Annotated in this window: 13 protein-coding genes; 7 read left to right on the top strand and 6 right to left on the bottom strand. The window is 30.5% G+C overall.

The window, feature by feature from the left end; all coding sequences use genetic code 11:
* Positions 1 to 11 precede the first annotated feature (11 nt).
* Positions 12 to 485, bottom strand: a complete 474-nt coding sequence (locus tag MHN29_RS05600; protein ID WP_150898281.1) for a CYTH domain-containing protein — start codon at positions 483 to 485, stop codon at positions 12 to 14.
* A 100-nt stretch (positions 486 to 585) separates the two neighbouring features.
* Here MHN29_RS05600 and recO point away from each other — a divergent pair, with 100 nt between their 5' ends.
* The 3 genes from recO to MHN29_RS05615 are packed head-to-tail and all read left to right on the top strand — an operon-like array spanning position 586 to position 4,063.
* Complete coding sequence (recO, locus tag MHN29_RS05605) at positions 586 to 1,308, top strand: DNA repair protein RecO (protein ID WP_235274332.1); 723 nt, start codon at positions 586 to 588, stop codon at positions 1,306 to 1,308.
* Between the two features lie 3 nt (positions 1,309 to 1,311).
* The gene (locus MHN29_RS05610; protein ID WP_235274331.1) at positions 1,312 to 3,777 is read left to right on the top strand and encodes a TonB-dependent receptor domain-containing protein; all 2,466 of its coding nucleotides are present in this window, start codon (positions 1,312 to 1,314) and stop codon (positions 3,775 to 3,777) included.
* A gap of 10 nt (positions 3,778 to 3,787) precedes the next feature.
* Positions 3,788 to 4,063: a DUF3817 domain-containing protein gene (locus tag MHN29_RS05615; RefSeq protein ID WP_235274330.1), complete on the top strand. Its 276-nt coding sequence runs from the start codon at positions 3,788 to 3,790 to the stop codon at positions 4,061 to 4,063.
* A gap of 10 nt (positions 4,064 to 4,073) precedes the next feature.
* Here the strand turns inward: MHN29_RS05615 and MHN29_RS05620 are convergent, their stop codons facing one another.
* The 3 genes from MHN29_RS05620 to MHN29_RS05630 all read right to left on the bottom strand — a co-directional run bounded on the left by MHN29_RS05620 (position 4,074) and on the right by MHN29_RS05630 (position 9,514).
* Positions 4,074 to 4,316 carry a MoaD/ThiS family protein gene (locus MHN29_RS05620; RefSeq protein WP_235274329.1) on the bottom strand — a complete coding sequence of 81 codons (243 nt, stop codon included), beginning with the start codon at positions 4,314 to 4,316 and terminating at the stop codon, positions 4,074 to 4,076.
* A 9-nt stretch (positions 4,317 to 4,325) separates the two neighbouring features.
* Entirely contained in the window at positions 4,326 to 6,791 is a 2,466-nt protein-coding gene (locus tag MHN29_RS05625) for a DUF5686 and carboxypeptidase regulatory-like domain-containing protein (RefSeq protein ID WP_235274328.1), read from the bottom strand.
* 134 nt (positions 6,792 to 6,925) lie between these two features.
* Complete coding sequence (locus MHN29_RS05630; RefSeq protein ID WP_235274327.1) at positions 6,926 to 9,514, bottom strand: AsmA family protein; 2,589 nt, start codon at positions 9,512 to 9,514, stop codon at positions 6,926 to 6,928.
* A gap of 118 nt (positions 9,515 to 9,632) precedes the next feature.
* Between MHN29_RS05630 and queG the strand changes: the two genes are divergently transcribed.
* The gene (gene queG, locus MHN29_RS05635) at positions 9,633 to 10,559 is read left to right on the top strand and encodes a tRNA epoxyqueuosine(34) reductase QueG (protein WP_235274326.1); all 927 of its coding nucleotides are present in this window, start codon (positions 9,633 to 9,635) and stop codon (positions 10,557 to 10,559) included.
* Positions 10,560 to 10,603: 44 nt separating this feature from the next.
* Here the strand turns inward: queG and MHN29_RS05640 are convergent, their stop codons facing one another.
* Together MHN29_RS05640 and MHN29_RS05645 are read right to left on the bottom strand one after the other, a co-directional pair.
* Positions 10,604 to 11,242 (bottom strand): PAS domain-containing protein, encoded by a 639-nt coding sequence (locus MHN29_RS05640; protein ID WP_235274325.1) that lies wholly within the window; start codon positions 11,240 to 11,242, stop codon positions 10,604 to 10,606.
* Positions 11,243 to 11,347: 105 nt separating this feature from the next.
* Positions 11,348 to 11,980 carry a PAS domain-containing protein gene (locus tag MHN29_RS05645; protein ID WP_150898290.1) on the bottom strand — a complete coding sequence of 211 codons (633 nt, stop codon included), beginning with the start codon at positions 11,978 to 11,980 and terminating at the stop codon, positions 11,348 to 11,350.
* A gap of 142 nt (positions 11,981 to 12,122) precedes the next feature.
* Here MHN29_RS05645 and MHN29_RS05650 point away from each other — a divergent pair, with 142 nt between their 5' ends.
* The 3 genes from MHN29_RS05650 to sprA all read left to right on the top strand — a co-directional run bounded on the left by MHN29_RS05650 (position 12,123) and on the right by sprA (position 22,232).
* Entirely contained in the window at positions 12,123 to 14,405 is a 2,283-nt protein-coding gene (locus tag MHN29_RS05650) for an NADP-dependent malic enzyme (RefSeq protein WP_150898291.1), read from the top strand.
* Positions 14,406 to 14,489: 84 nt separating this feature from the next.
* Positions 14,490 to 15,071: a Holliday junction branch migration protein RuvA gene (gene ruvA, locus MHN29_RS05655; protein ID WP_235274324.1), complete on the top strand. Its 582-nt coding sequence runs from the start codon at positions 14,490 to 14,492 to the stop codon at positions 15,069 to 15,071.
* A gap of 21 nt (positions 15,072 to 15,092) precedes the next feature.
* Entirely contained in the window at positions 15,093 to 22,232 is a 7,140-nt protein-coding gene (gene sprA / locus MHN29_RS05660) for a cell surface protein SprA (protein ID WP_235274323.1), read from the top strand.
* The last annotated feature ends 14 nt before the right edge of the window (positions 22,233 to 22,246 follow it).

A 22,246-nucleotide genomic window follows, 5' to 3' on the forward strand; every position in this document is an offset into this window, starting at 1 on the left:
GAATAATTGATTTATTTCCAGTTGCAAAATGGATTCTTACTGAGATTAGAATTATAGTATTCAACTATTCCAGTAACTTCCTTGCCTAACCATTCAGGTTTGGTAAAGTTTTCGTTTTCATTATTAAGTTCAACTTCAGCAACTAATAAGCCTTCATTAGTTCCTAAAAACTCATCAACTTCAAAAGTATGTTGGTTTACCTTTACTAAGTATCGGTATTTTTCAATGATACCTTCTTCACATAATTCTAATAAATTTTCAGCTTCAGTTCTGGTAATTTCTTTTTCCCATTCAAATCGAGTAGTTCCATTTTTATTAGAAGGCCCTTTAATAGTTAAAAAACCAGAGTCGTTTTTAATTCGAACTCTTACAACACGCTCTTTTTTCGAATTTAAGAATCCTTGTTTTATATAGCTCTTTTTGTATGCTAATTGTTTATAAATGTTAGAGTTTACAAGAAACTTTCTTTCTATTTCAAAAGTCATAAGAAATTGAATCAAATTTATACGAAAGTATCATTTTTGTAATTAATATTAAATACCTTTGATGACGGTTTTAAAAATCAATTATAAAAATTGTTAATTAATGGCAATGATTACTACAAAAGCCATTGTTTTGAGTACTCTTAAATATGGTGATACAAGCTTAATTGTAAAATGCTTTACTTTAGAAGAAGGAGTAAGTTCTTACATTATTAGAGGAGTTTTAAGTTCTAAAAGAGGGAAGTTAAAACCAGCTTATTTTCAACCATTAACACAGTTAGAGCTAACAGCAAACCATAGCAATAAAAATTCATTAAACTCTATAAGAGAAGCTCGAGTTATTTATTCTTATGAAAATATTTATACATCGGTTGTTAAACAAACTATTGTAATGTTTTTATCAGAAGTATTATCTAGTATTATTCAAGAAGAAGAAAAAAATGAGGTTTTATATAAGTATATAGAAACGGGGCTTATTTGGCTAGATACTCATGATAATATTTCAAATTTTCATTTACTTTTTATACTGAATTTATCAAAGTTTCTTGGGTTTTATCCAGATCTAGCTGATAAAGAAAAATTAGGTTTTAGTTTGCTAGAAGGAAGATTTACAGATACAACTTATGAAAAACTAGTAATCACAGGTAAAGAATTAATTCTTTTTAAAAGTCTTTTAGGCATAAATTTTGATGCAATAGATTCAATTTCGTACAATAAAAACGAAAGACAAATAATACTGAGAATAATAATTCAATATTTTGAATTACATTTGGAAGGGTTTAAAAAACCTAAATCTTTAGACGTTTTAGAAACGGTGTTTAGTTGATATATGAAGCAAATTATAACTGTATATTTTTTACTGATAATAGGATCAGTTTTTTCGCAAAACCTTACTGTAATTGATGCCGAAACAGGTAAGCCAATTGAAGGAGTGGCTGTATTTAATAAAAGTAAAACAAAGTCGGGAGTAAGTGATGAAGAAGGAAAAGTAAATATTTCAGAATTTAAGAAAAATGAGATATTAATTTTATCTCATGTGGTTTACGCTAAATTTCAGGAGAAAAAGTCTAATTTAGAAAAAAACAGATATCAAGTTTTCTTATCAAAACAATCAGAACAATTAGATGAAGTAGTTGTTTCTGTATTTAAGAAGCAAGAAAAAGCAAATAGAATAGCGGAACAAATAGCTTTAATATCTTCCAAAGAAATTAAAAAAGTATCTCCCCAAACATCAGCAGATTTATTAGCAAATGTACCTGGAATTAAAGTTCAAAAATCTCAATTTGGAGGAGGTAGTCCGGTTTTAAGAGGTATGGAAAGTAACCGTGTTTTACTTGTGGTAGATGGAGTTCGAATGAATAATGCTATTTATCGTAAAGGACATTTACAAAACTCAATTACAGTTAGCCCTAATTTATTAGATAAAACAGAAGTTGTTTTTGGACCATCATCGGTAATATACGGATCTGATGCACTAGGAGGGGTAATACATTATTATACAAAAACACCGAGAATTTCTGATGAAAATCAAATTAAAGGAGATGCTTTTTTAAGATACAGTTCAGTAAATAATGAGGTAACTAATGCTCTTTCTGTTGAATTACAATTTAAAAAATGGGCTTCTTTAACAAGTGTTACACATAGCACATTTGGCGATTTAAGAATGGGAAAAAATCGTTCTCATGGATTTGACGACTGGGGAAAAGTATTTTTCTATTCGGACAATATGAATGGAAATTATAGTGAGAATCCAACCGTTAACCCAAATCCAAACATTCAAAGAAATACAGGGTTTAGTCAAACAGATGTATTACAAAAGTTTTACGTACCATTATCTAGAAATACTGATTTAAAATTTAACATTCAATATTCAACATCTACAGATGTTCCTCGTTTTGATAGATTAACCGAATTAAAAAATGGAACACTAAAGTTTGCAGAATGGAATTATGGACCACAAAACAGGTTTTTGGCGTCTTCACAATTAGAAATTAACCCGAAGAAAAAGTGGATTGAGAATGGTGTTATTACTCTAGCCTATCAAAATATTCAAGAAAGCCGTATTCAAAGAAAATTTGGAACATTAGAAAGAACATACAGAGAAGAAGATGTGGATGTTTTTAGTTTAAATGGAGACTTTTCTGTTTCGTTAGCTAAAAAAAGAAATTTAGGCTATGGATTTGAAGTAACATACAACGATGTACAATCTAATTCTTATGGAAGAATTTTAAGAGTTGATGGTAATAAAGTTGTAGGTTTTAATGGAAGTTTTCCAGTACAGTCTAGATATCCAGATGGAGGAAGTAGTTATTTTAGCTCTGCTATATATGTAGATTACCGACAAGATATTTCAAGCAATTCTACATTAAATACAGGGGTTAGATTAACAAATACAAACCTGCAAGCTAAATGGGATAGTGAAACGTTTATAGTGTTACCAAATAATGATATTGGTTTAAATAACACAGCCCTAACAGCAACTATTGGTTATGTTTACAAACCAACAAATACTTGGCAATTAAATACTGTACTTTCATCAGGTTTTAGATCGCCAAATATTGATGATGTAGGTAAGGTGGGAGAAAAAAATGGAAATGTAACTGTACCCAATGTAAATTTAAGACCAGAACACGCTTATAATATTGAGGTGGGAGCTCAAAAGTATTTTAATGATAAAAAATTTAGAATTGGTGCGAACGTATATTATACTTTACTGAATAATTACATATATAGAGAAGCTTTCGAATTAATCCCTGGAAATCAAACAATAACTTACGATGGTGACGATGGTAATATTGTTGCCAATGTTAACAAAGGAAGAGCTTATGTCACAGGAGCTACATTAAGTTATCAAGGTAAGTTATTTAAAAATTGGAATACCTCAGGCTCTTTAACTTATACCAAAGGAGAAACATACGATACAAACATGCCTTTATCTTCAATACCGCCGTTATTTGGTAGGTTTGAGATAAACTATTCAAAAGCTAATTTTGAAGGAGGAGCAAATCTTATTTTTAATGCTAAAAAAGGAATAGATACATATAATACTGAAGAAGGGATTGACAATCATGTACAAACACCAGTAGTTGATGAAAATGCTTCTTTAGCTGAAAATAAATATTATGGAACTCCTGCTTGGATGACTGTTGGAGTTTTTGGAAAATATCAATTGAACACGAATATTTCAATTCAAACACAAATCACTAACCTATTTGATGTTCATTATAAAGAGTTTGCTTCTGGAATTTCTGCTCCAGGACGTAATTTTTCTTTATCGTTAACAACAAGTTTTTAAAAAAATAAATATGATTAACATATTTAAAATTGTAAGTTTATTAGAAGGGGTATCTTATATTTTATTACTTTTCATTGCAACCCCAATTAAATATTTACAAGATAATCCAGCATATGTAAAAATGTTAGGAATGCCTCATGGATTACTATTTGTAGCCTACATAATCATGGCAATAATGCTAAAATATGAGTTAGACTGGAAAGGTAAAACTTTTGGTACAGTATGCTTATTATCTATTTTACCTTTTGGAACTTTCTTCGTAGGAAAATATCTTAAAAAAGAGTAGTTTTTAAAAGTTATCCTCCACTTACAGGTGGGATAATAGCAACTATATCAGATTCTTTTATAATTGTTTCGTCAGAAGCATAGCTTTCATTAATAGCTACAGCATAGGTGCTCATTTCTTTTAATGATTCATTTTTTCTGACAAGAATCTCTTTAAAAGTGGTTACTGAACAGTTAATAGGAAGTTCTATCTGTAAAGAAGAACTTCCTATTAAGTCAGTTGCAATACCAAAAAGTAGTACATTAATATTCATACTACGAAATTACAATTTAATTCCGAATACTACTCTATTTTCATTGCGTCCATTAAAGTTAGATCTAGCAAAGTCTACACGTAAAAAACGCCATTTTCCAAACCCAATATTATCTAAACCTACTGAATATTCAGAATATGGCTTGTTACCTCCAGTGAACAGTCCTTTGGCTCCAGTAACTAAATGAAAATTAAGTTTGTTAAGAAGAGGAACTTTACTTAATAAAGCACCTTTAAAATTGTATTCTCCATGCAATTCACCATATTTATCATTTGTACTTAATTGATAGTATGGTAACATATAGAAGTTGTTTAAATAATTGCTATTTGGAGCTACTAACAAACGATTTCCGTTAAAGTGAGTATAATCTATGAAAGGAATATCTTTCTTCTCTAAAAAGATGCCTCCTTTAGCTTTATATTTAAATTCTCCCCAGTTTCCAAGAGAAACTCTTTGATTTAATTGTGAATAGATAACATCTGAATTCCATTCAGAGTTATCCGCTCCAAAATTCTTTTTGTAACCAATAAATAGTGAAGGGTATTTTCTACTACTTACATTATACTTTCCATTAGGATATGACAAGTATTTTTGACCAAACTGAATATTTGCACCAAGAGTAAACGACCATATTTTATGTGGTGTAAATGAAGAGGTAAAATTAGTCGGGTCTTGTGGATTGTTAGACGTGTATTCTACATTACTTTTTGGAAACATTACATAATCTGTAGTGTTAAATAATGGCTTTCTGTTTGCATATTCTAATGAAGTAGACATACGTAACCCATTGACAACTTCTTGTGAAAAAGAAACTCTAGCAAAGTCTTTTTCATAAATTTTCATGTAATTTCTTTCAAAAAGCACTGAACTAATAGTGTTCCAAAATCTAGAAATAGGTCTTTTTGCATTAAACTGGGCAATTGTTCTACCTCCAGAAATATTTAATATTGGTCGAGTAGTATTGTTCCATTTGTAATAAAAATAACCAGTAGGTCTTATTTTTTTATCAGAAATACCATAATTAATGTTTGCGCCAGCACCAAAGTTTTTACCTTTTTTGTTCAATGTTTTATAATAACTAATACCCATAGATGAATTCCATCCTTGAACAGTATTAAAACTTATGTTTTCTATAGGAGAAGAAAAATGAAGTCCCCATTTCTTATAGGTATTATTATAAGAATAACCAGAAAGAATGTTAAAGATTTTAAACTTATTTTGTTTAGTGTCTACTGAATCTAAATATTTTTTAGATTTTCGTTTAGTTTTAATACTATCTTTTAATTTGTAGTCAGCTGTTTCTTCACTAGTTAAGGCTACAGGACGTATTTTATTCCAGTAAAGAGTATCTTTTTCTGTAGCATTTTCAGCAAAAGATAATATTTCACTTCCAAAATACTTGTTAGAAAAATTAGGTTCAAAATTATAGTTAGAATATGCAGCAGAAAAACGTCCGTTAAAATTAAAGCCAAACATTCCTGCTTTAAAATCTATAGTTTGAGTTACTGGAACCCAGGCTTTATTTTTATTAGAATAATTATAATTTTGTTTAATTTTTAAAGTGTCAATCATTGGCATACTTACTTGTGCACCAGTAACAACAACATCGGCTCCATAAATAGCCCAATCATCTTCAACGATATAGATGTGACCGCTAAAAACTCGATCGTTTTTTCTTTTAGGTAATAATTGAATTTTACTAATTAAAATACCATTTTTATCATAAAAAGTTCCAGCTAATTTGTAGTTGTAATAACCAAAAGCGCCATTAGCAATTGGGGAAACCATTTGAGCATCGGCTAAGTTAAATGAGTTTTCATAAAAGTTAAAATCAACTTCTTCAGCTTGATTAAAGCTAATTCCATTATCACTACCAGAAACTTTAGAGGCTATAATATGCTCTTTGAAGTTTTTAGGCTTTTTTTGAAACGAAATTTTAGAAATGGTTTCAGATAAATAAACTATACCACTTCGGGTAGAATCTAAACCACCTCCCATATCGCCAATTTCTTGACCTAAGAATTTTTTAGGAAGGTTTTTAACTTTAAATAATCCACGAGAATAAAAATCGGCTTTGTATTGCCCAAATTTATCTGTGTTCTTGCTTTTGCTAGCAATAGCATTTCTAATAATTCTATTAGCAGGGTTTTCTTTAGAAGAAATCAATACTTCATCTAAAGCAACTTCTTCTTCTGAAAGTTTAACATCTAAACTATAGGGAAAAGAGCTAATGTTAACTTTCTTTTTAACTGTTTTGTATCCTAAGATTTGAAAAACAATAGTATGTTCTCCTTTTTTTTTAATGGCTAATTCATAATCACCATTATCATTTGTAGTTGTTCCAGTAATAGAATTTTCTAAATATACACTAACAAAAGATAAAGGTTTGTTAGTATTACTGGTTACTTTTCCTCTAATTTGGGAAAAAGAAATACTAGTAAGTGTTAAAAACAGTAGCGTAATTGTTTTTTTCATAGTTGGGTTTTATTGAAATTCCAAACAAACATATAAGTTGCAAATTTCGATTTATGTTTATAAGCTGTTAAATAATTGACAAAGAATTATTAAAGTTATAGACGTTAATATTTTTAAAACAGTTGCCTGAGTTTTTAATTACCTCCCTTTTTCTTTTTTTTCTTCCCAAATAAACCACCTAAAACATCAGTTACCTTTTTAACAGTTTTATCTGTTTTGTTAGTTGAGTCTTTCTTTTTATTGCCTAATAAATTACCTAAAGTATTTTTAACAAGACTTTCCTTTTGTCTTTGTACTAACTCTTGAGTTAATTTAGTAACAGAAGAAGATAAATCTGTTTTTATCGTAGGGCTAGTCATACTACCTGTTAGGTTTGCTGTAACTGGAACTGTAATATTTTGATCTTTTGCACTAAGTTTTGATAATATTCCTTGAACATCACTTCCTAAATATTTTGCAGGAACATCAAACGTTACATTGTAATTCATTGTTTGATCAAAACCATGAGTACCGCCAACATTAATACCAATATCCTTATATTTTAATTTAAAAGGAGATACTTCTACTTGCCCCTTTTTAAATGATAAATGAGTTTTAATATCAGTTAAGTCTAATTTAGTTAAATCGATAAAAGATAATTTATCGTTTAATAAACTTAAAGCTTTTGTTTTTTCAGGATTAATCTTAGTAGTTAACAATTCAGCTAAGGCTTTACCAGAAATTGAAGTTAAATTCGGAGTGAAATCAGTATTTAAATCTCCAGATAAATTAATGTCTGAATTTAATTTACCATTCATAGCACCCGCAATTGGACTTAGCGATTGTAGTAAATCTAAACTATTAAATGATTGAGCAATATCAAATGATTTGATTCCTAGTTTTACATCAAAAGTTGGTTGTTTTTTCTGTGTGTTCACTTCACCATTTAAGGCTATTTTACCATTAAAAATACCAGCATTTACATTTTGTAAAGTAGCTTTTTCATCTTTCAATAATAAAGTACCTTTTACATTTCGTAGTTTTAAATTATCGTAATATACTGTTTTAGCATCAGCAAATATTTTGCAATCTAAAAAAGCAGGGATTTTTAAAGATTCTGTTGGCTTTTCTTCTTTCGGGGTGTCTTCTTTCTTTTCTGTTGGATTAGTGTTTTCTTGCATGAAGTCACTAACATAAAAAGAGTTTGAATTCACTTTAAAATCACCTTGTAATTTTTTATTTGAAAGTAAAAAACCTAATAGATTTTGAATTTTACCAGTTGCATTAATATCGCTTTTACCTGTATTTGCGTCAAACTTCGTTAAAGAAATTGTCGTTGGAGTAAAATCTACTTTGGTGTTTTTTATATTAATAGGGTTAACAATATCTTTAGAAGAAAACACAAAATCACTTACTTCAATATGTCCATTGTTCTTAATTCTATTCAAGTTACTTTTTTGAATTGCATCTAAATCAAATTTGGTATGTAAGTTAGCTTTTAAAATACCTCTTAACTCATTTTTTAAATCTACAGGGTAAGCCTTGTTTATGTTAGCTAAGTTTAATGTCCCGTTTAAAGTTGCATTTATAAGCGGATTTGTAGTTAAATTATGTATACTACCTTTTCCAGAAAAAGTGTCTTCATCAATTTTAAATGATAAGCCTTCGATGTTTACATACGTATTTTGCGTTTTACCTGTAGTGTTTTTTATTTGTGCGTCAATATTGATGTTTCTTACAGTTTTAGGTAAATCCGGATACTTAAATGATGCATTTTTTGATGAAAGAATAATGTCTAATTTAGGAATATTAGAGTTATCAATAATACCATTAACTTTTCCGTTAACGCTAAAATTACCAGAAGTGGTAACGTTGGCAATATTTTTAGTGTATGCTTCAGGAATTAGACCTAAAAAGTTTTTAAAATCAGATGAAGGAGTTTTAAAGTTAATATCAACTTCTTGATTGTTCTTATTTATTTGAACATAACCATCAAAAATTAAAGGTAAGTTATTCAGTTTTGCTTCATTTTTTAAGAATGAAAATTTCTGATTAACCAAATCCATTCCCAAAATAGCATCTAATTGTATTTTCTGATTTTTAGCATATGAAGTACCATCCATACCAAAAGAAATTAGAGTAGATGTTTTGGTATCTAATTCCATATTAGACTGAGAAAAATCACCACTTCCAGAATGATTAAAATCATTTAAGCTAAGATGCATTTTTCCTTTCTTATCAGTATACTTAATGGTTGCATTTGAAATACTATAAGAATCAATAGAAAGTCCAAAATTAGAAGAACTAGTGTTTTCTGTAGTTGTTTCTTGCGTTACTTCTTTAGGCTTAGAAATGTCATAGTTTGCATTTCCATTTTTATCAACCAAAACATTCACTTTTGCATTATCAATAGAAAAAGATTTTATATTCAGTTGATCTGTACTACTTTTAAAAAGTTCAGTTAATCTTAAGTTTAAACGAATATCGTTTGCATATAATAAAGTATCGCCTTCAAAAGGTTTGTTATTTATAACTGTTGTGTTTGAAAGTTGAACTGAAATATTAGGGAAATTTCTAATTAAACTTAGATTAGCATCACTAAAATCAACTTTAGCATTAACATTATTGTTTACGGTTTGTTTAACCAAACCAATTATCTTGTCTTGGAACAATAAAGGAATGCTTACAAGAATAACAAAGATTGCTATTACAACTCCTAAAACTATTTTATAAATCTTTTTCATGATTAAAAAGGTTGATTTTATATACTAACGAACAAAGGTCTGCATTTATTTGTTAAACAAAAGTGAATAAAATAATAAAATAAAACTTTTGTTAATTTTGCGCCATAAAATAAGTGTTTTGAACCACAAAGAGCAATATTCCAAATTTATAAAAGAACAGGCAAAACGATTGGGTTTTTTGGCTTGTGGTATTGCTAAAGCCGATTTTTTAGAAGAGGAAGCTCCACGCTTAGAAGAGTGGTTAAATAATAATAATCATGGGGAAATGCGTTATATGGAAAACCACTTTGATAAACGTTTAGACCCTAGGTTGTTAGTTGAAGGAGCTAAATCAGTTATATCATTGTCATACAATTATTTCCCAGAAAAGGTTCAGAATGATGATAGTTACAAGATTTCTAAATATGCCTATGGTCAGGATTATCATCATGTAATTAAAGAAAAACTTAGAGAGTTGTTATCTTTAATTAATGATGAAATTGGAGAAGTTTCAGGTCGTTGTTTTGTTGATTCAGCTCCAGTTTTAGAAAGAGCTTGGGCAGAAAAAGCTGGTTTGGGATGGAATGGAAAGCATACATTATTAATTCAAAAACAACAAGGCTCATTTTTCTTCTTGGCAGAATTAATAATTGATTTAGAGCTTGAATACGATCATGCTTTTCAAACAGATCATTGTGGAAAGTGTACTCGTTGTATAGATGCTTGTCCAACTCAAGCAATTTTACCAAATAACACTGTAGATGGAAGTAAATGTATTTCCTATTTTACAATTGAATTAAAAGATGCTATTCCTAATGAGTTTAAAGGAATGAATGAAGATTGGATGTTTGGTTGTGATGTTTGTCAGGATGTGTGTCCGTGGAATCGTTTTTCAAAGCCACATTCAGAACCTTTATTTGCACCACAGGGGGACTTGTTAGAAATGACGCAAAGAGACTGGCAAGAATTAACTCAAGAAACGTTTAGTAAGGTGTTTAAAAAGTCTGCGGTGAAAAGGACTAAATTTTCGGGATTAACAAGGAATATTTCTTTTTTGAGTGAATAAATAAAAGCTACCTGAATATGAAATTCAGATAGCTCTCATTTCTCTTAGAGAAAATCACCAAAGAAAAACCAGTTTAAACTTTTTTTAATTTTACTTGGTTGTTCTTCTGCTTCGTTTTGTGTTTGTGCTTGATTGTTTTTCTTTTCTTTTAAAGACTCTTGCTCAAATAAGTCTACAACAAATTCATCATAGGTTTTACCTTCTTCCTTTAAGTAAGCATCAAAATATAATTCACTTGCCTTTTCACCTTTTATTTTTTCAATATCTAAAAGGGTTTTGTAAAGAGGTTCAATCTTTTTAATAACACTTTCTGGTACGGCTTTTCTACGGCCTGTGTAACCAGTCATTTTACCATTATCATCTTTGTCAATAGTAAAGTCGGTAATTACCCAGTAATACCTCCCGGTTCTAGTTAGGTTTTTTACAATAGCATGAAAGTTTTCACCTTTCTTTAAAGAATCCCATAAAACTTTGAATGCAACTTTAGGCATGTCGGGATGTCTAATAATATTGTGTGGTTCACCTATTAGTTCAATTTTATTGTATTCAGAAACTTCTTCAAAAGTATCGTTCATGTATAAAATTGTTCCGTGAAGGTCGGTTTTACTAATAATAATTTCGTTTTTGTTCCATTTGACTTCTTCATCAATAATGGTTGTTGGCCTGAGGGATATTTTTGTCATTTAACACTAATTTAGTCTAAACAAAAATAATAAAACTAACAGAACAGTAACCTTAAATTTTAGATAAAAAGTTACTGTTTTTTACTATTGTGAAAAGTTTAAAGATTAAAGGAAATCACCGAAGAAAAACCAATTTAATCCTTTTTTTAGTTTGCTTGTTTCTTCTTCCTCTTCTACTTTTTGACTATCTGCGATTGCTTTTTGTTCTTTAGATTTCTCTTGTTCAAATAAATCTACAACAAACTCATCATAGCTTTTACCAACCTCTTCTTTTAGGTAAGCTTCAAAATATAATTCACTTGCTTTTTCACCTTTCATATTTTCTATGTCTAATAGTGTTTTGTATAAAGGTTCAATTTTCTTTACAACACTATCAGGAACAGCTTTTCTCCTTGCGGTATATCCAGTAACTTCTCCATCATCATTTTTGTCAATAACAAAATCAGTTATAACCCAATAATATCTTCCTGTTCTGGTTAGGTTTTTTACAATGGCGTGGTAGTTTTCTTCTCTTTTTAAGGCATCCCACAATGCTTTAAATGCAACTTTAGGCATATCGGGGTGTCTAATAATATTGTGTGGTTCGCCAATTAATTCAATAGGACTGTATTCACATGTGTTAGCAAAAACATCGTTAGCATATAAAATGGTACCATATGTATCGGTTTTACTTACAATGGTTTTGGTTTTGTCCCATTTTACTTCTTCGTCGATTATTTGTCGTGGGGGAGTATTCATAGTTTTGAAAATTTAGATTGAATAATACTGCAAAATTAAATTGAAAATTAAACGACAAACATGATTTTTATCATGTTAGAAATTATTTTTACTAAATAACAAAAACGTATATTTGTAGGTTCAAACAAACAATATCAAACCTATGAGTGATTCTAGAAAAAGGCGCGAAGCTTTACTATATCATGCAAAACCAAAACCGGGGAAAATAGCAGTAGTACCTACTAAAAAGTATGCTACACAGCACGATTTGTCTTTAGCTTATTCGCCAGGAGTAGCAGAACCTTGTTTAGAAATAGCAAAAGATAAAAACAACGTTTACAAATACACAGCAAAAAGTAACCTTGTAGCTGTTATTTCTAACGGAACAGCGGTTTTAGGTTTAGGAGATATAGGGCCAGAGGCGTCTAAACCTGTAATGGAGGGAAAAGGTTTACTATTTAAGATTTTTGCCGACATCGATGTTTTTGATATCGAAGTTGATGCAACAGACGTAGATAAATTTGTAGAAACAGTTAAAGCTATTGCTCCAACTTTTGGAGGAATTAACTTAGAAGATATCAAAGCTCCTGAAGCCTTTGAAATAGAAAGAAGATTAAAAGAGGAATTAGACATTCCTGTAATGCACGATGATCAGCATGGAACTGCGATTATATCTGCAGCAGCATTGAAAAATGCTTTAGAAATTATCAAGAAAGATATTTCAGATATCCAGATAGTTGTAAATGGAGCAGGAGCAGCCGCAATTTCATGTACACGCTTATATTTAGCATTAGGAGCTAAAAGAGAAAACGTTGTAATGTGCGATAGTAAAGGAGTTATTAGAAAAGATAGAGATAATTTAACTCCACAAAAAGAAGAGTTTGCAACTGATAAAGATGTAAATACTTTAGAGGAAGCAATGCATAATGCTGATGTTTTTATAGGGTTGTCAAAAGGAAATGTAGTATCTCCAGAGATGTTATTATCAATGGCAAAAGACCCTATTGTATTTGCAATGGCAAATCCGGAACCAGAAATAGCTTACGACTTAGCAGTTGAAACTAGAGACGATATAATAATGGCTACTGGTAGATCAGACCATCCTAATCAAGTTAATAACGTACTTGGATTTCCATTTATTTTTAGAGGAGCTTTAGATGTTAGGGCAACTAAAATTAATGAAGAAATGAAGATGGCTGCTGTACATGCTTTAGCAGACTTAGCTAAAAAGTCAGTACCAGAACAAGTTAATATTGTATACGATGAAGTAAGTTTGTCGTTTGGTAGAGATTATATTATTCCAAAACCATTTGATCCAAGATTAATCTATGAAATTCCACCAGCAATTGCCAAAGCAGCAATAGAATCTGGAGTAGCTCAAGAACCAATAACAGATTGGGATAAATATCGTGATGAGTTAATGGATCGTTCAGGAACAGGAAGTAAAGAAATCCGTTTATTACATAACAGAGCTAAGAAAGATCCTAAGAAAGTTGTTTTTGCTGAGGCAGATCATTTAGATGTGTTAAAAGCAGCACAAAGAGTTCATGATGAAAAAATAGGTATCCCTATTTTATTAGGAAGAAAGGAAGTTATTTTAGAATTGAAAAAAGAATTAGGATTTGATGCCGATGTTCTTATTATTGATCCTAAAACTGATGTAGAAAAAGAAAGAAGGGATCGTTATGCTGAAGCTTTCTGGAAAACTAGACAACGTAAAGGAGTTACATTATTAGAAGCAAAAAAATGGATGCGTGAGCGTAATTATTTTGCAGCAATGATGGTGAATACTGGAGAAGCAGATGCTTTAATTACTGGATATTCAAGGTCATATTCTTCGGTAGTAAAACCAATGTTAACTTTAATAGAAAAAGACAAAGGTGTTACTCGTGTAGCAGCAACTAATATGATGCTAACAAAGCAAGGACCAATGTTCTTAGCAGATACAACGATAAATATTAATCCGACAGCAAAAGATTTATCAAAAATTAGTCAGTTAACATCAGTGTTAGCAAAAATGTTTGGTATGAAACCACACATAGCAATGCTAGGCTTTTCTAATTTTGGTTCATCAATATCTGAAACTTCTGTAAAAATTAGAGAGGCTGTTTCGTACATTCACCGTCATAATCCAAATGTAATTGTAGATGGAGAATTACAAGCAGATTTTGCTTTAAACCCAGAGTTATTAGCAAAAGAATTTCCGTTTTCTAAACTAAATGGTAAAAGAGCTAATATTTTAATATTTCCTAATTTAGAGTCAGCAAACATTACTTATAAATTAATGAAGCAAGTTGATGGAGTAGAGTCAATAGGACCTATTTTATTAGGGATGAGTAAACCAGTTCATATTTTACAATTAGGAGCTAGTGTAGATGAAATGGTTAATATGGCAGCAGTAGCTGTTGTTGATGCTCAAAATAAGGCAAGAAAGCAGAATAAATAATTAATAAAAGTTTAAAGTCTTGATAAATAAGGTTTTCAAAAAGAAATATTTTTATTTATTTTAGGCAACTAGAAAATCAGCTGAATGATTACACAAATTAAGGGGAAACTTGTTGAGAAAAATCCAACATATGCAGTAGTAGACTGTAATGGAGTTGGGTACCTAATGCATATTTCTTTAAATACATACTCATCTTTACCAGATGATGAAAACGTATTATTGTATACTCATTTATCGGTGAGAGAAGATGCTCATACTTTATATGGGTTCTCTAATAAAATTGAACGTGAAGTCTTTCGATTGTTAACATCTGTATCAGGAGTAGGTCCTAGTACAGCAAGAACAATGTTGTCGTCAATGACATCAGAAGAAATACAGCAAGCTATAGCATCAGAAAACGTAAAACTGATTCAATCAGTAAAAGGTATTGGTGCAAAAACGGCTCAGCGTGTTATTGTAGATTTGAAAGACAAAATATTAAAAACGTTCGATTTAGATGAAGTTTCTGTTGTGCAAAACAATACAAATAAAGAAGAAGCGTTATCTGCATTAGAGGTTCTTGGCTTTGCCCGTAAACAAGCTGATAAAGTAGTTGGAAATATATTAAAAGAAACGCCTGATGCTAGTGTTGAAAAGCTTATAAAGCAGGCGTTGAAAAACTTATAAACAAGGTTGGAAAAAAAGGTTATGAATAGATTACTGGCAACACTTACTCTTTTAGTAAGTGTTGTTTCGTTTTCGCAAAATACTCCGGGGAATAGTACAAATAATGTAAAAAAAGATACAGTAGTACCGTTAAAGTATAATTTTGGATATACTAAAAACGGAGCATTGTATTTAAATAATCCAGTAGAGAAAATTGTAACCTACGATAAAGCAATAAACAAGTTTGTGTTAGTAGAGAAAATTGGAGATTACTATGTTGGAACTCCAATTTTTATGACTCCCGAAGAGTATGATAAGTACCTTTTAAAGAATGATATAAAAGATTATTTTAAAGAAAAAGTAGATGCTACTAATCCAAAGAAAAAAGGAAATAAAAATGCTAGAAAAAACTTATTACCTAAATATTATGTAAATTCTAAATTTTTTGAATCTGTTTTTGGAGGAAATACTGTTGAGGTTATCCCTTCAGGTCAGGTAAATATAAAATTAGGAGGAGTTTATCAGAAAAATGAAAATCCACAAATATCTATAGAAAATCAAAGTAGTTTTACTTTTGATTTTGATCAACAAATTAGCGCAAGCTTACAAGCAAAAGTTGGGAAACGTTTAAAAGTGACTGCCAACTACGATACACAATCTACTTTCGATTTTCAAAATATTATAAAATTAGAATATACTCCTACTGAGGATGATATTATAAGAAATATTGAAGCGGGTAATATTAGTATGCCAATTAAAAACTCATTAATAAATGGAGCACAGTCTTTATTTGGTGTAAAAACAGAGCTGCAATTTGGAAAAACATATATAACAGCAGCATTTTCACAACAAAATTCACAATCAAAAACAGTCGTAGCAGAAGGAGGAGCAACGATTGAACCTTTTGAATTAAGAGCATCAGATTATGATAATGATCGACACTTTTTCTTATCTCAATATTTTAGAGAAAACTACAAGGAGGCATTAAATAATTATCCATTAGTAAGTAGTCCAATAAATATTACAAGAGTTGAGGTTTGGATAACCAATAGAACTCAAAATGTAAATGATTACCGTAGTATAGTTGCTCTTGCCGATTTAGGAGAGTCTAGTGATGCAAATGAGGTAAATCCAACAGAAATTAATGCAATTCCAGGAGCAGTATCAGTTAATTCTAAAATATTACCATATAATGGTGTTAATAATTTAAATCCATTATTAGCAACTACTGTAGGAGGTATTAGAGATGTAGCAACAGTAGATAATGCAATTACAGGTATAGGAATAACTCCACAACAAGGATTTAACTATTCGTACTTACAAAATGCACGTAAATTACAAGCTAACGAGTTTAGATTACATCCTCAATTAGGATTCATTTCTTTAAATAGAAGATTAAATGATGGAGAGGTTTTAGCTGTAGCGTTTGAGTATACTGTTGTTGGAGCATCTAATGGTGAAACTGTTTTTAAAGTAGGAGAATTTTCAAACGATGGAGTTGTAGCACCTTCAAACTTAGTAGTAAAATTATTACGTAGTGAAATCCTAAATACGGTTCGACCTGGTACAGGAGGGACTTCAGGTGTACCAGCAGAAGCATTCCCTACTTGGCGTTTAATGATGAAAAACGTGTATGCTTTAGGAGCATTCCCATTACAAAGAGATGGTTTCCGTTTTGAATTATTATACCGAGACGATGAAACGGGTACTTTACAAAATACACTGCAAAATGCTCAGACACCAGGTATTACAGATAAACCTCTACTGCGAATCTTAAATTTAGATAAACTAGACCAAAGTCAATATGCAGTTCCTAATGGAGATGGTTTCTTCGATTATGTGGAAGGAATTACTGTAAACTCAGAAAGAGGATATGTATTATTCCCAGAACCAGAACCGTTTGGTATTGATTTGAGGGATGAGTTAACGAATACAACAGATCAAGACAAATACTTATTTGAAGAGTTATATTTAACAACAAAGATTCAAGCAAAAAACGAATATCAAAATAAAGATAAATTCTTTTTAAAAGGATATTTTAAATCAGAAACAAGCAGAGGGATATCATTAGGAGCCTTCAATGTTCCTAGAGGTTCGGTACGTGTTACAGCAGGAGGACGACAGTTAGTTGAAGGAATTGATTATGTAGTAGATTATCAGTTAGGGCGTGTTCAGATTTTAGATCCAGGATTAGAAGCTTCAGGAACACCAATTAATGCTACAGTAGAAAATAATACATTCTTTAATCAGCAAAGAAAAACGTTCATAGGAATTGATGTAGAGCACCGTTTTTCAGAAAAATTTATATTAGGAGGTACTTTCTTAAATGTAAGTGAAAGGCCAATTACACCAAAAGTAAATTTTGGAGGAGAGCCTATTGATAATGTAATGTTAGGTTTAAACTTAGATTATTCAGCAGAGGTTCCTTATTTAACAAAATTAGCAAACAAACTACCATTTGTAGAAACTGATGCACCATCTAATGTATCGGTAAGAGCAGATATGGCTTATTTATTGCCTGGGTCTCCTAGTGGAATTAATGTAGATGGAACAGCAACGTCTTATTTAGATGACTTTGAAGCATCACAAATACCAATTAATTTAAGTTCTCCACAACAGTGGTTTTTAGCAAGTACACCAGAATCGCAAGGTTTTGATGGTGGAGTAAATGATATATCTTATAACTATAAAAGAGGTAAGTTAGCATGGTATAATATTGATCAGCTTTTTTACGGAAGTGGTAATAGACCAGGAAATATTGATGAGAATGAATTATCAAGAAATGAGGTACGTCAAATACGTTACAATGAATTATTTCCAAATACAGATTTAGATATTACGCAACAAAACTTAGTTCGTACTTTAGATTTAGCTTATTATCCATCTGAAAGAGGTCCTTATAACTATAATCAAAATGCAAATTCTGTAACTCCAGAAGAGCGTTGGGGTGGAATTATGCGAGCTTTAACCACCAATAATTTTGAACAAGCAAATGTTGAGTATATTCAGTTTTGGGTAATGGATCCATATGAGAATTACTCAATTAATCAAGAAGAAGGATTACCAGCAGGAATAAATCCACAAGACCCAATTAATCAAGTGGGTAAGTTATTTATCAATTTAGGAAGTGTATCTGAAGATATCTTAAAAGATGGTAGAAAGCAATATGAAAATGGTTTACCAGCTGACGGTAATAAAGTCCCTGGAAATAATGTAAATACTACAGTTTGGGGTAATACACCAATAAATCCATCTATATTATATGCTTTTGATTCTAGTAATGAAGCAAGAGTAAATCAAGATATAGGATTAGATGGATTAACAGATGCAGAAGAAAAAGCATTGTATCCAGCATTTGCATCGTTAGATGATCCAGCGGGTGATAACTTCCAATTTTTTAGAGGTGGAGCTATAGAGGCAACAAATCCTTCAGTTTTATCACGTTATAAAAACTATAATGGAACACAAGGAAATTCACCAACAGCAAGCCAATCTACAGAGGCATTTCCTACTTCATCTACAACATATCCAGATGTAGAAGATATTAACAAGGATCAAACGATGAATCCTGTGAATAGTTATTTTGAATATGAAGTATCATTTAATAAAAGTGATTTACAAGTAGGGAAAAATCATATTATCGATTCGAAGAGCGAGCCAGTAACATTAGCAAATGGATCTACAAGAACTACAACTTGGTATCAATTTAGAATTCCAATTAGAAATGTAACAGATGCTCAGAAAATAAACGGTATTACAGATTTTAATAGTATTCGTTTTATTAGAATGTTCCTTACTCAGTTTAAAATGCCAATAGTTTTACGTTTTGGAGAATTAGAATTGGTAAGAGGAGACTGGCGTCGATATACAAAAGTATTACCAAGTACTACAACTCCAGTTGAATTAGATGCTACGGAGTTAAATAAGTTTGAAGTTGGAGTAGTGAGTATAGAGCAAAACCAAGAAAAATATGCACTTCCTCCAGGTATTCTTAGAGAACAACTACAAGGAACAAATAGAATTCAACGTCAAAATGAACAGTCAGTAACTTTAAAAGTTACCGATTTACCAGCTGATCAAATAAGAACTATTTATAAAAATATTAGTATAGATATGCGTAGGTATAAAAAGCTACGTATGTTTTTACATGCTGAAGATCCTGATGGAGTAGCAGTTCAAAATGAACCTACAAATACTGTAGCAGTTATTCGTTTAGGTACAGACTTAAATGATAATTATTACGAAGTTCATAAGCCTTTAGTGTATAGTAAACAAACACCAGGTACAACACCAGTGCCAGAAGAAGTTTGGCCTGAAGTAAATGATTTAGAAATACCATTACAGGAGTTAGCTAATTTAAAAATACAAAGACCTTTAGGGCAAAGTATAACAGATGTGTTTTCTTCAACTAGTTCTAATGGATTGAAAATTTTTGTAAGAGGTAATCCAACATTAGCTCAAATAAGAACAGTAATGTTAGGAGTTAAGAACACTGAAGTTACAGATAATAAATCTATAGAGGTGTGGTTTAACGAATTACGTGCTGTAGGTTTTGATAACAAAGGAGGATGGGCTGCAGTTGTAAATGCAGATGCTAATCTTGCTGATGTAATGAATCTTTCATTAGCAGGAAGAATGTCTACAATTGGCTTTGGTAATGTTGAAGATCGAGTTCAGCAAAGAAGTATAGAAGAAACAAAACAATATAGTGTTGCAACAAATATTCAATTAGGTAAAATGATGCCTAAAAAATGGAATATGCAAATACCTATGAGTTATAGTTATGGAGAAGAGTTTAGAGATCCGAAATATGATCCACAATTTCAAGATGTTGAGTTAAAAGATGCATTAGATAAAAATCCTAATAGTAAGAATGCTCAAGATTATACACGTAGGCAAAGTATTAGTTTTATCAATGTAAAAAAGAATAAGAATCCAGAAAGTAAAAAGAAACCAAAGTTTTACGATGTAGAAAACTTTTCTGTTTCATATTCACATAGTGAAGAGTTTCATAAAGACTATAACATTGAAAAGTATATAAATAGAAATGTTATGGCTGGAGCAAGCTATAACTTTACTTTCAAGCCTTTTGTTATTGAGCCATTTAAAAGTTCTAAAATTTTTAAAAGTAGATATTTACGATTTATTAAGGATTTAAACATCAATCCTGTACCAAAAAATATTGCAGTTAACTCTAGAATTAATAGAAATTATAATTCACAACAATCAAGAAACCTAGTGCAAAATATTGGTTTATCTGCACAGCCAGAATTAATACAACGTAGGTTTTTATTTAATTGGGATTATACTATAGGATTTGATTTGACAAAATCTTTACAATTAAATTTCAATGCTGCCAATAACTATATATATGATAGTTTTGGTGAAGATGAGAACTTAGAAATTTATGATCAGTTTTTTAATGTTGGTAGACCAGATAATTATCACCAAAAATTAAATGCAACTTATAAGTTACCTATTAATAAATTACCTTATTTAAGTTTTGTTACTGCCGATTACGGTTATACTGCCGATTTCGATTGGAAAGCTAGTGCTCAAAGTAATTTAGATTTACCAAATGGTCAAAGTGTAAGTTATGTAGATGTAGTAGGTAATATGATTCAAAATGCGAACACACACAATTTAAATACGAATATAGACTTTGGACGCTTTTATAAAACTTTAAAATTAGATAAGTTATTATTAAAAGGGACAAAGAAAAGACCAACTAAAAAAGGAAGTGTAGCATTGGGAGCAAAAACCACAGCTCCAAAAGCAAAGTTGAAAAAGAATGCTTCTTTTGGTCAGAAAGCAATGAAAGGATTATATGATGTTTTAACTTCAGTAAAAAGAGCTAAAATTAGTTACTCACAAAACAATGGAACCTTATTACAAGGTTATAAACCATCTGTAGGTTTCTTAGGAAGAAATTCTTATGGAGGTGGTTTGGCACCAACTTTAGGGTTTGTGTTTGGAAGTCAAACAGATATTTTAAATACGGCTATAGAAAACGGGTGGTTAGTAACAAGAACAAGTCAAAACGATCCAAATCAACCTTACTATAATAAGAATTATGGGAAGAATAGTTATAAAAAGTTAGATTATAATATTTCGGTAAAGCCAGTTAAAAACCTAACTATAGATTTTACAGGTAGAAGAATTCAAACTACTAGATTAAACCAACAATTAGATATAATTTCTGATGGAAGTGGAGGTTTTCATCAAGATCCTAATATAAAAGCTTTTGAAACAGGAGATTATAGTATTAGTCACTTTATGTTAGGAACTGTATTTACAGATAATGAAACTTTATATCAAAACTTCTTAGATCATAGAAGTATCATAGCAGATAGGTTATCTAACGAAACTGGATTGCCAAATACGCCTGGTGCAGGATATAAAGTTAATGGACAACAAGCAATGTTGCCTGCTTTCCTTGCAGCATACTCAGGTACGAGTCCAAATTCAGTAAGTACAGGAATATTTAAAAACATACCAATACCAAACTGGAGATTGCGTTATAATGGATTTATGAAGTATAAATGGTTTAAGAAAACATTTTCTTCATTTACGTTATCACATGGGTACAAATCATCTTATACTATAGGAAATTATACTAATAACTTGCAATATGATGCTTCTTCGCCAACTAATACAAATACTTCTGGTAATTATCAACCAGAACTATTACTTTCGTCGGCAACTTTAATAGATGAATTCTCTCCACTTGTAAAAGTTGATTTTAGAATGAAGAATTCATTCTCATTTAAAGGAGAAGTAAGAAAAGATAGAAGTTTAACATTAAATTTCAACAATAACACATTAACTGATATAAAAGGAACAGAATATGTTGTTGGATTTGGATATAAGATTAGAGATGTTAAATTTGTAACTCGATTTACAGGAAAAAAAGAAACATTAAAAGGAGATATTAATTTAAGAGCAGACATTTCGTTAAGAGATAATTTAACGTTAATACGAAGTGTAGATGAAGAAAATAGTCAAATAACAGGAGGAGAAAAATTATTTGGTTTAAAGTTTATGGCCGATTATAATTTAAGTAGCAATTTAACAGCTTCATTCTATTATAACCATCAAACATTCCAATATGCTGTTTCAACTACTTTTCCAAGACAATCAATCAATGCTGGAATTAATATAATTTATAATTTAGGAAAGTAAAACAAACACAATAA

It is taken from the genome of Tenacibaculum sp. Cn5-46 (assembly GCF_022347705.1).
In the GTDB taxonomy this organism is placed as follows: domain Bacteria; phylum Bacteroidota; class Bacteroidia; order Flavobacteriales; family Flavobacteriaceae; genus Polaribacter; species Polaribacter aiptasiae.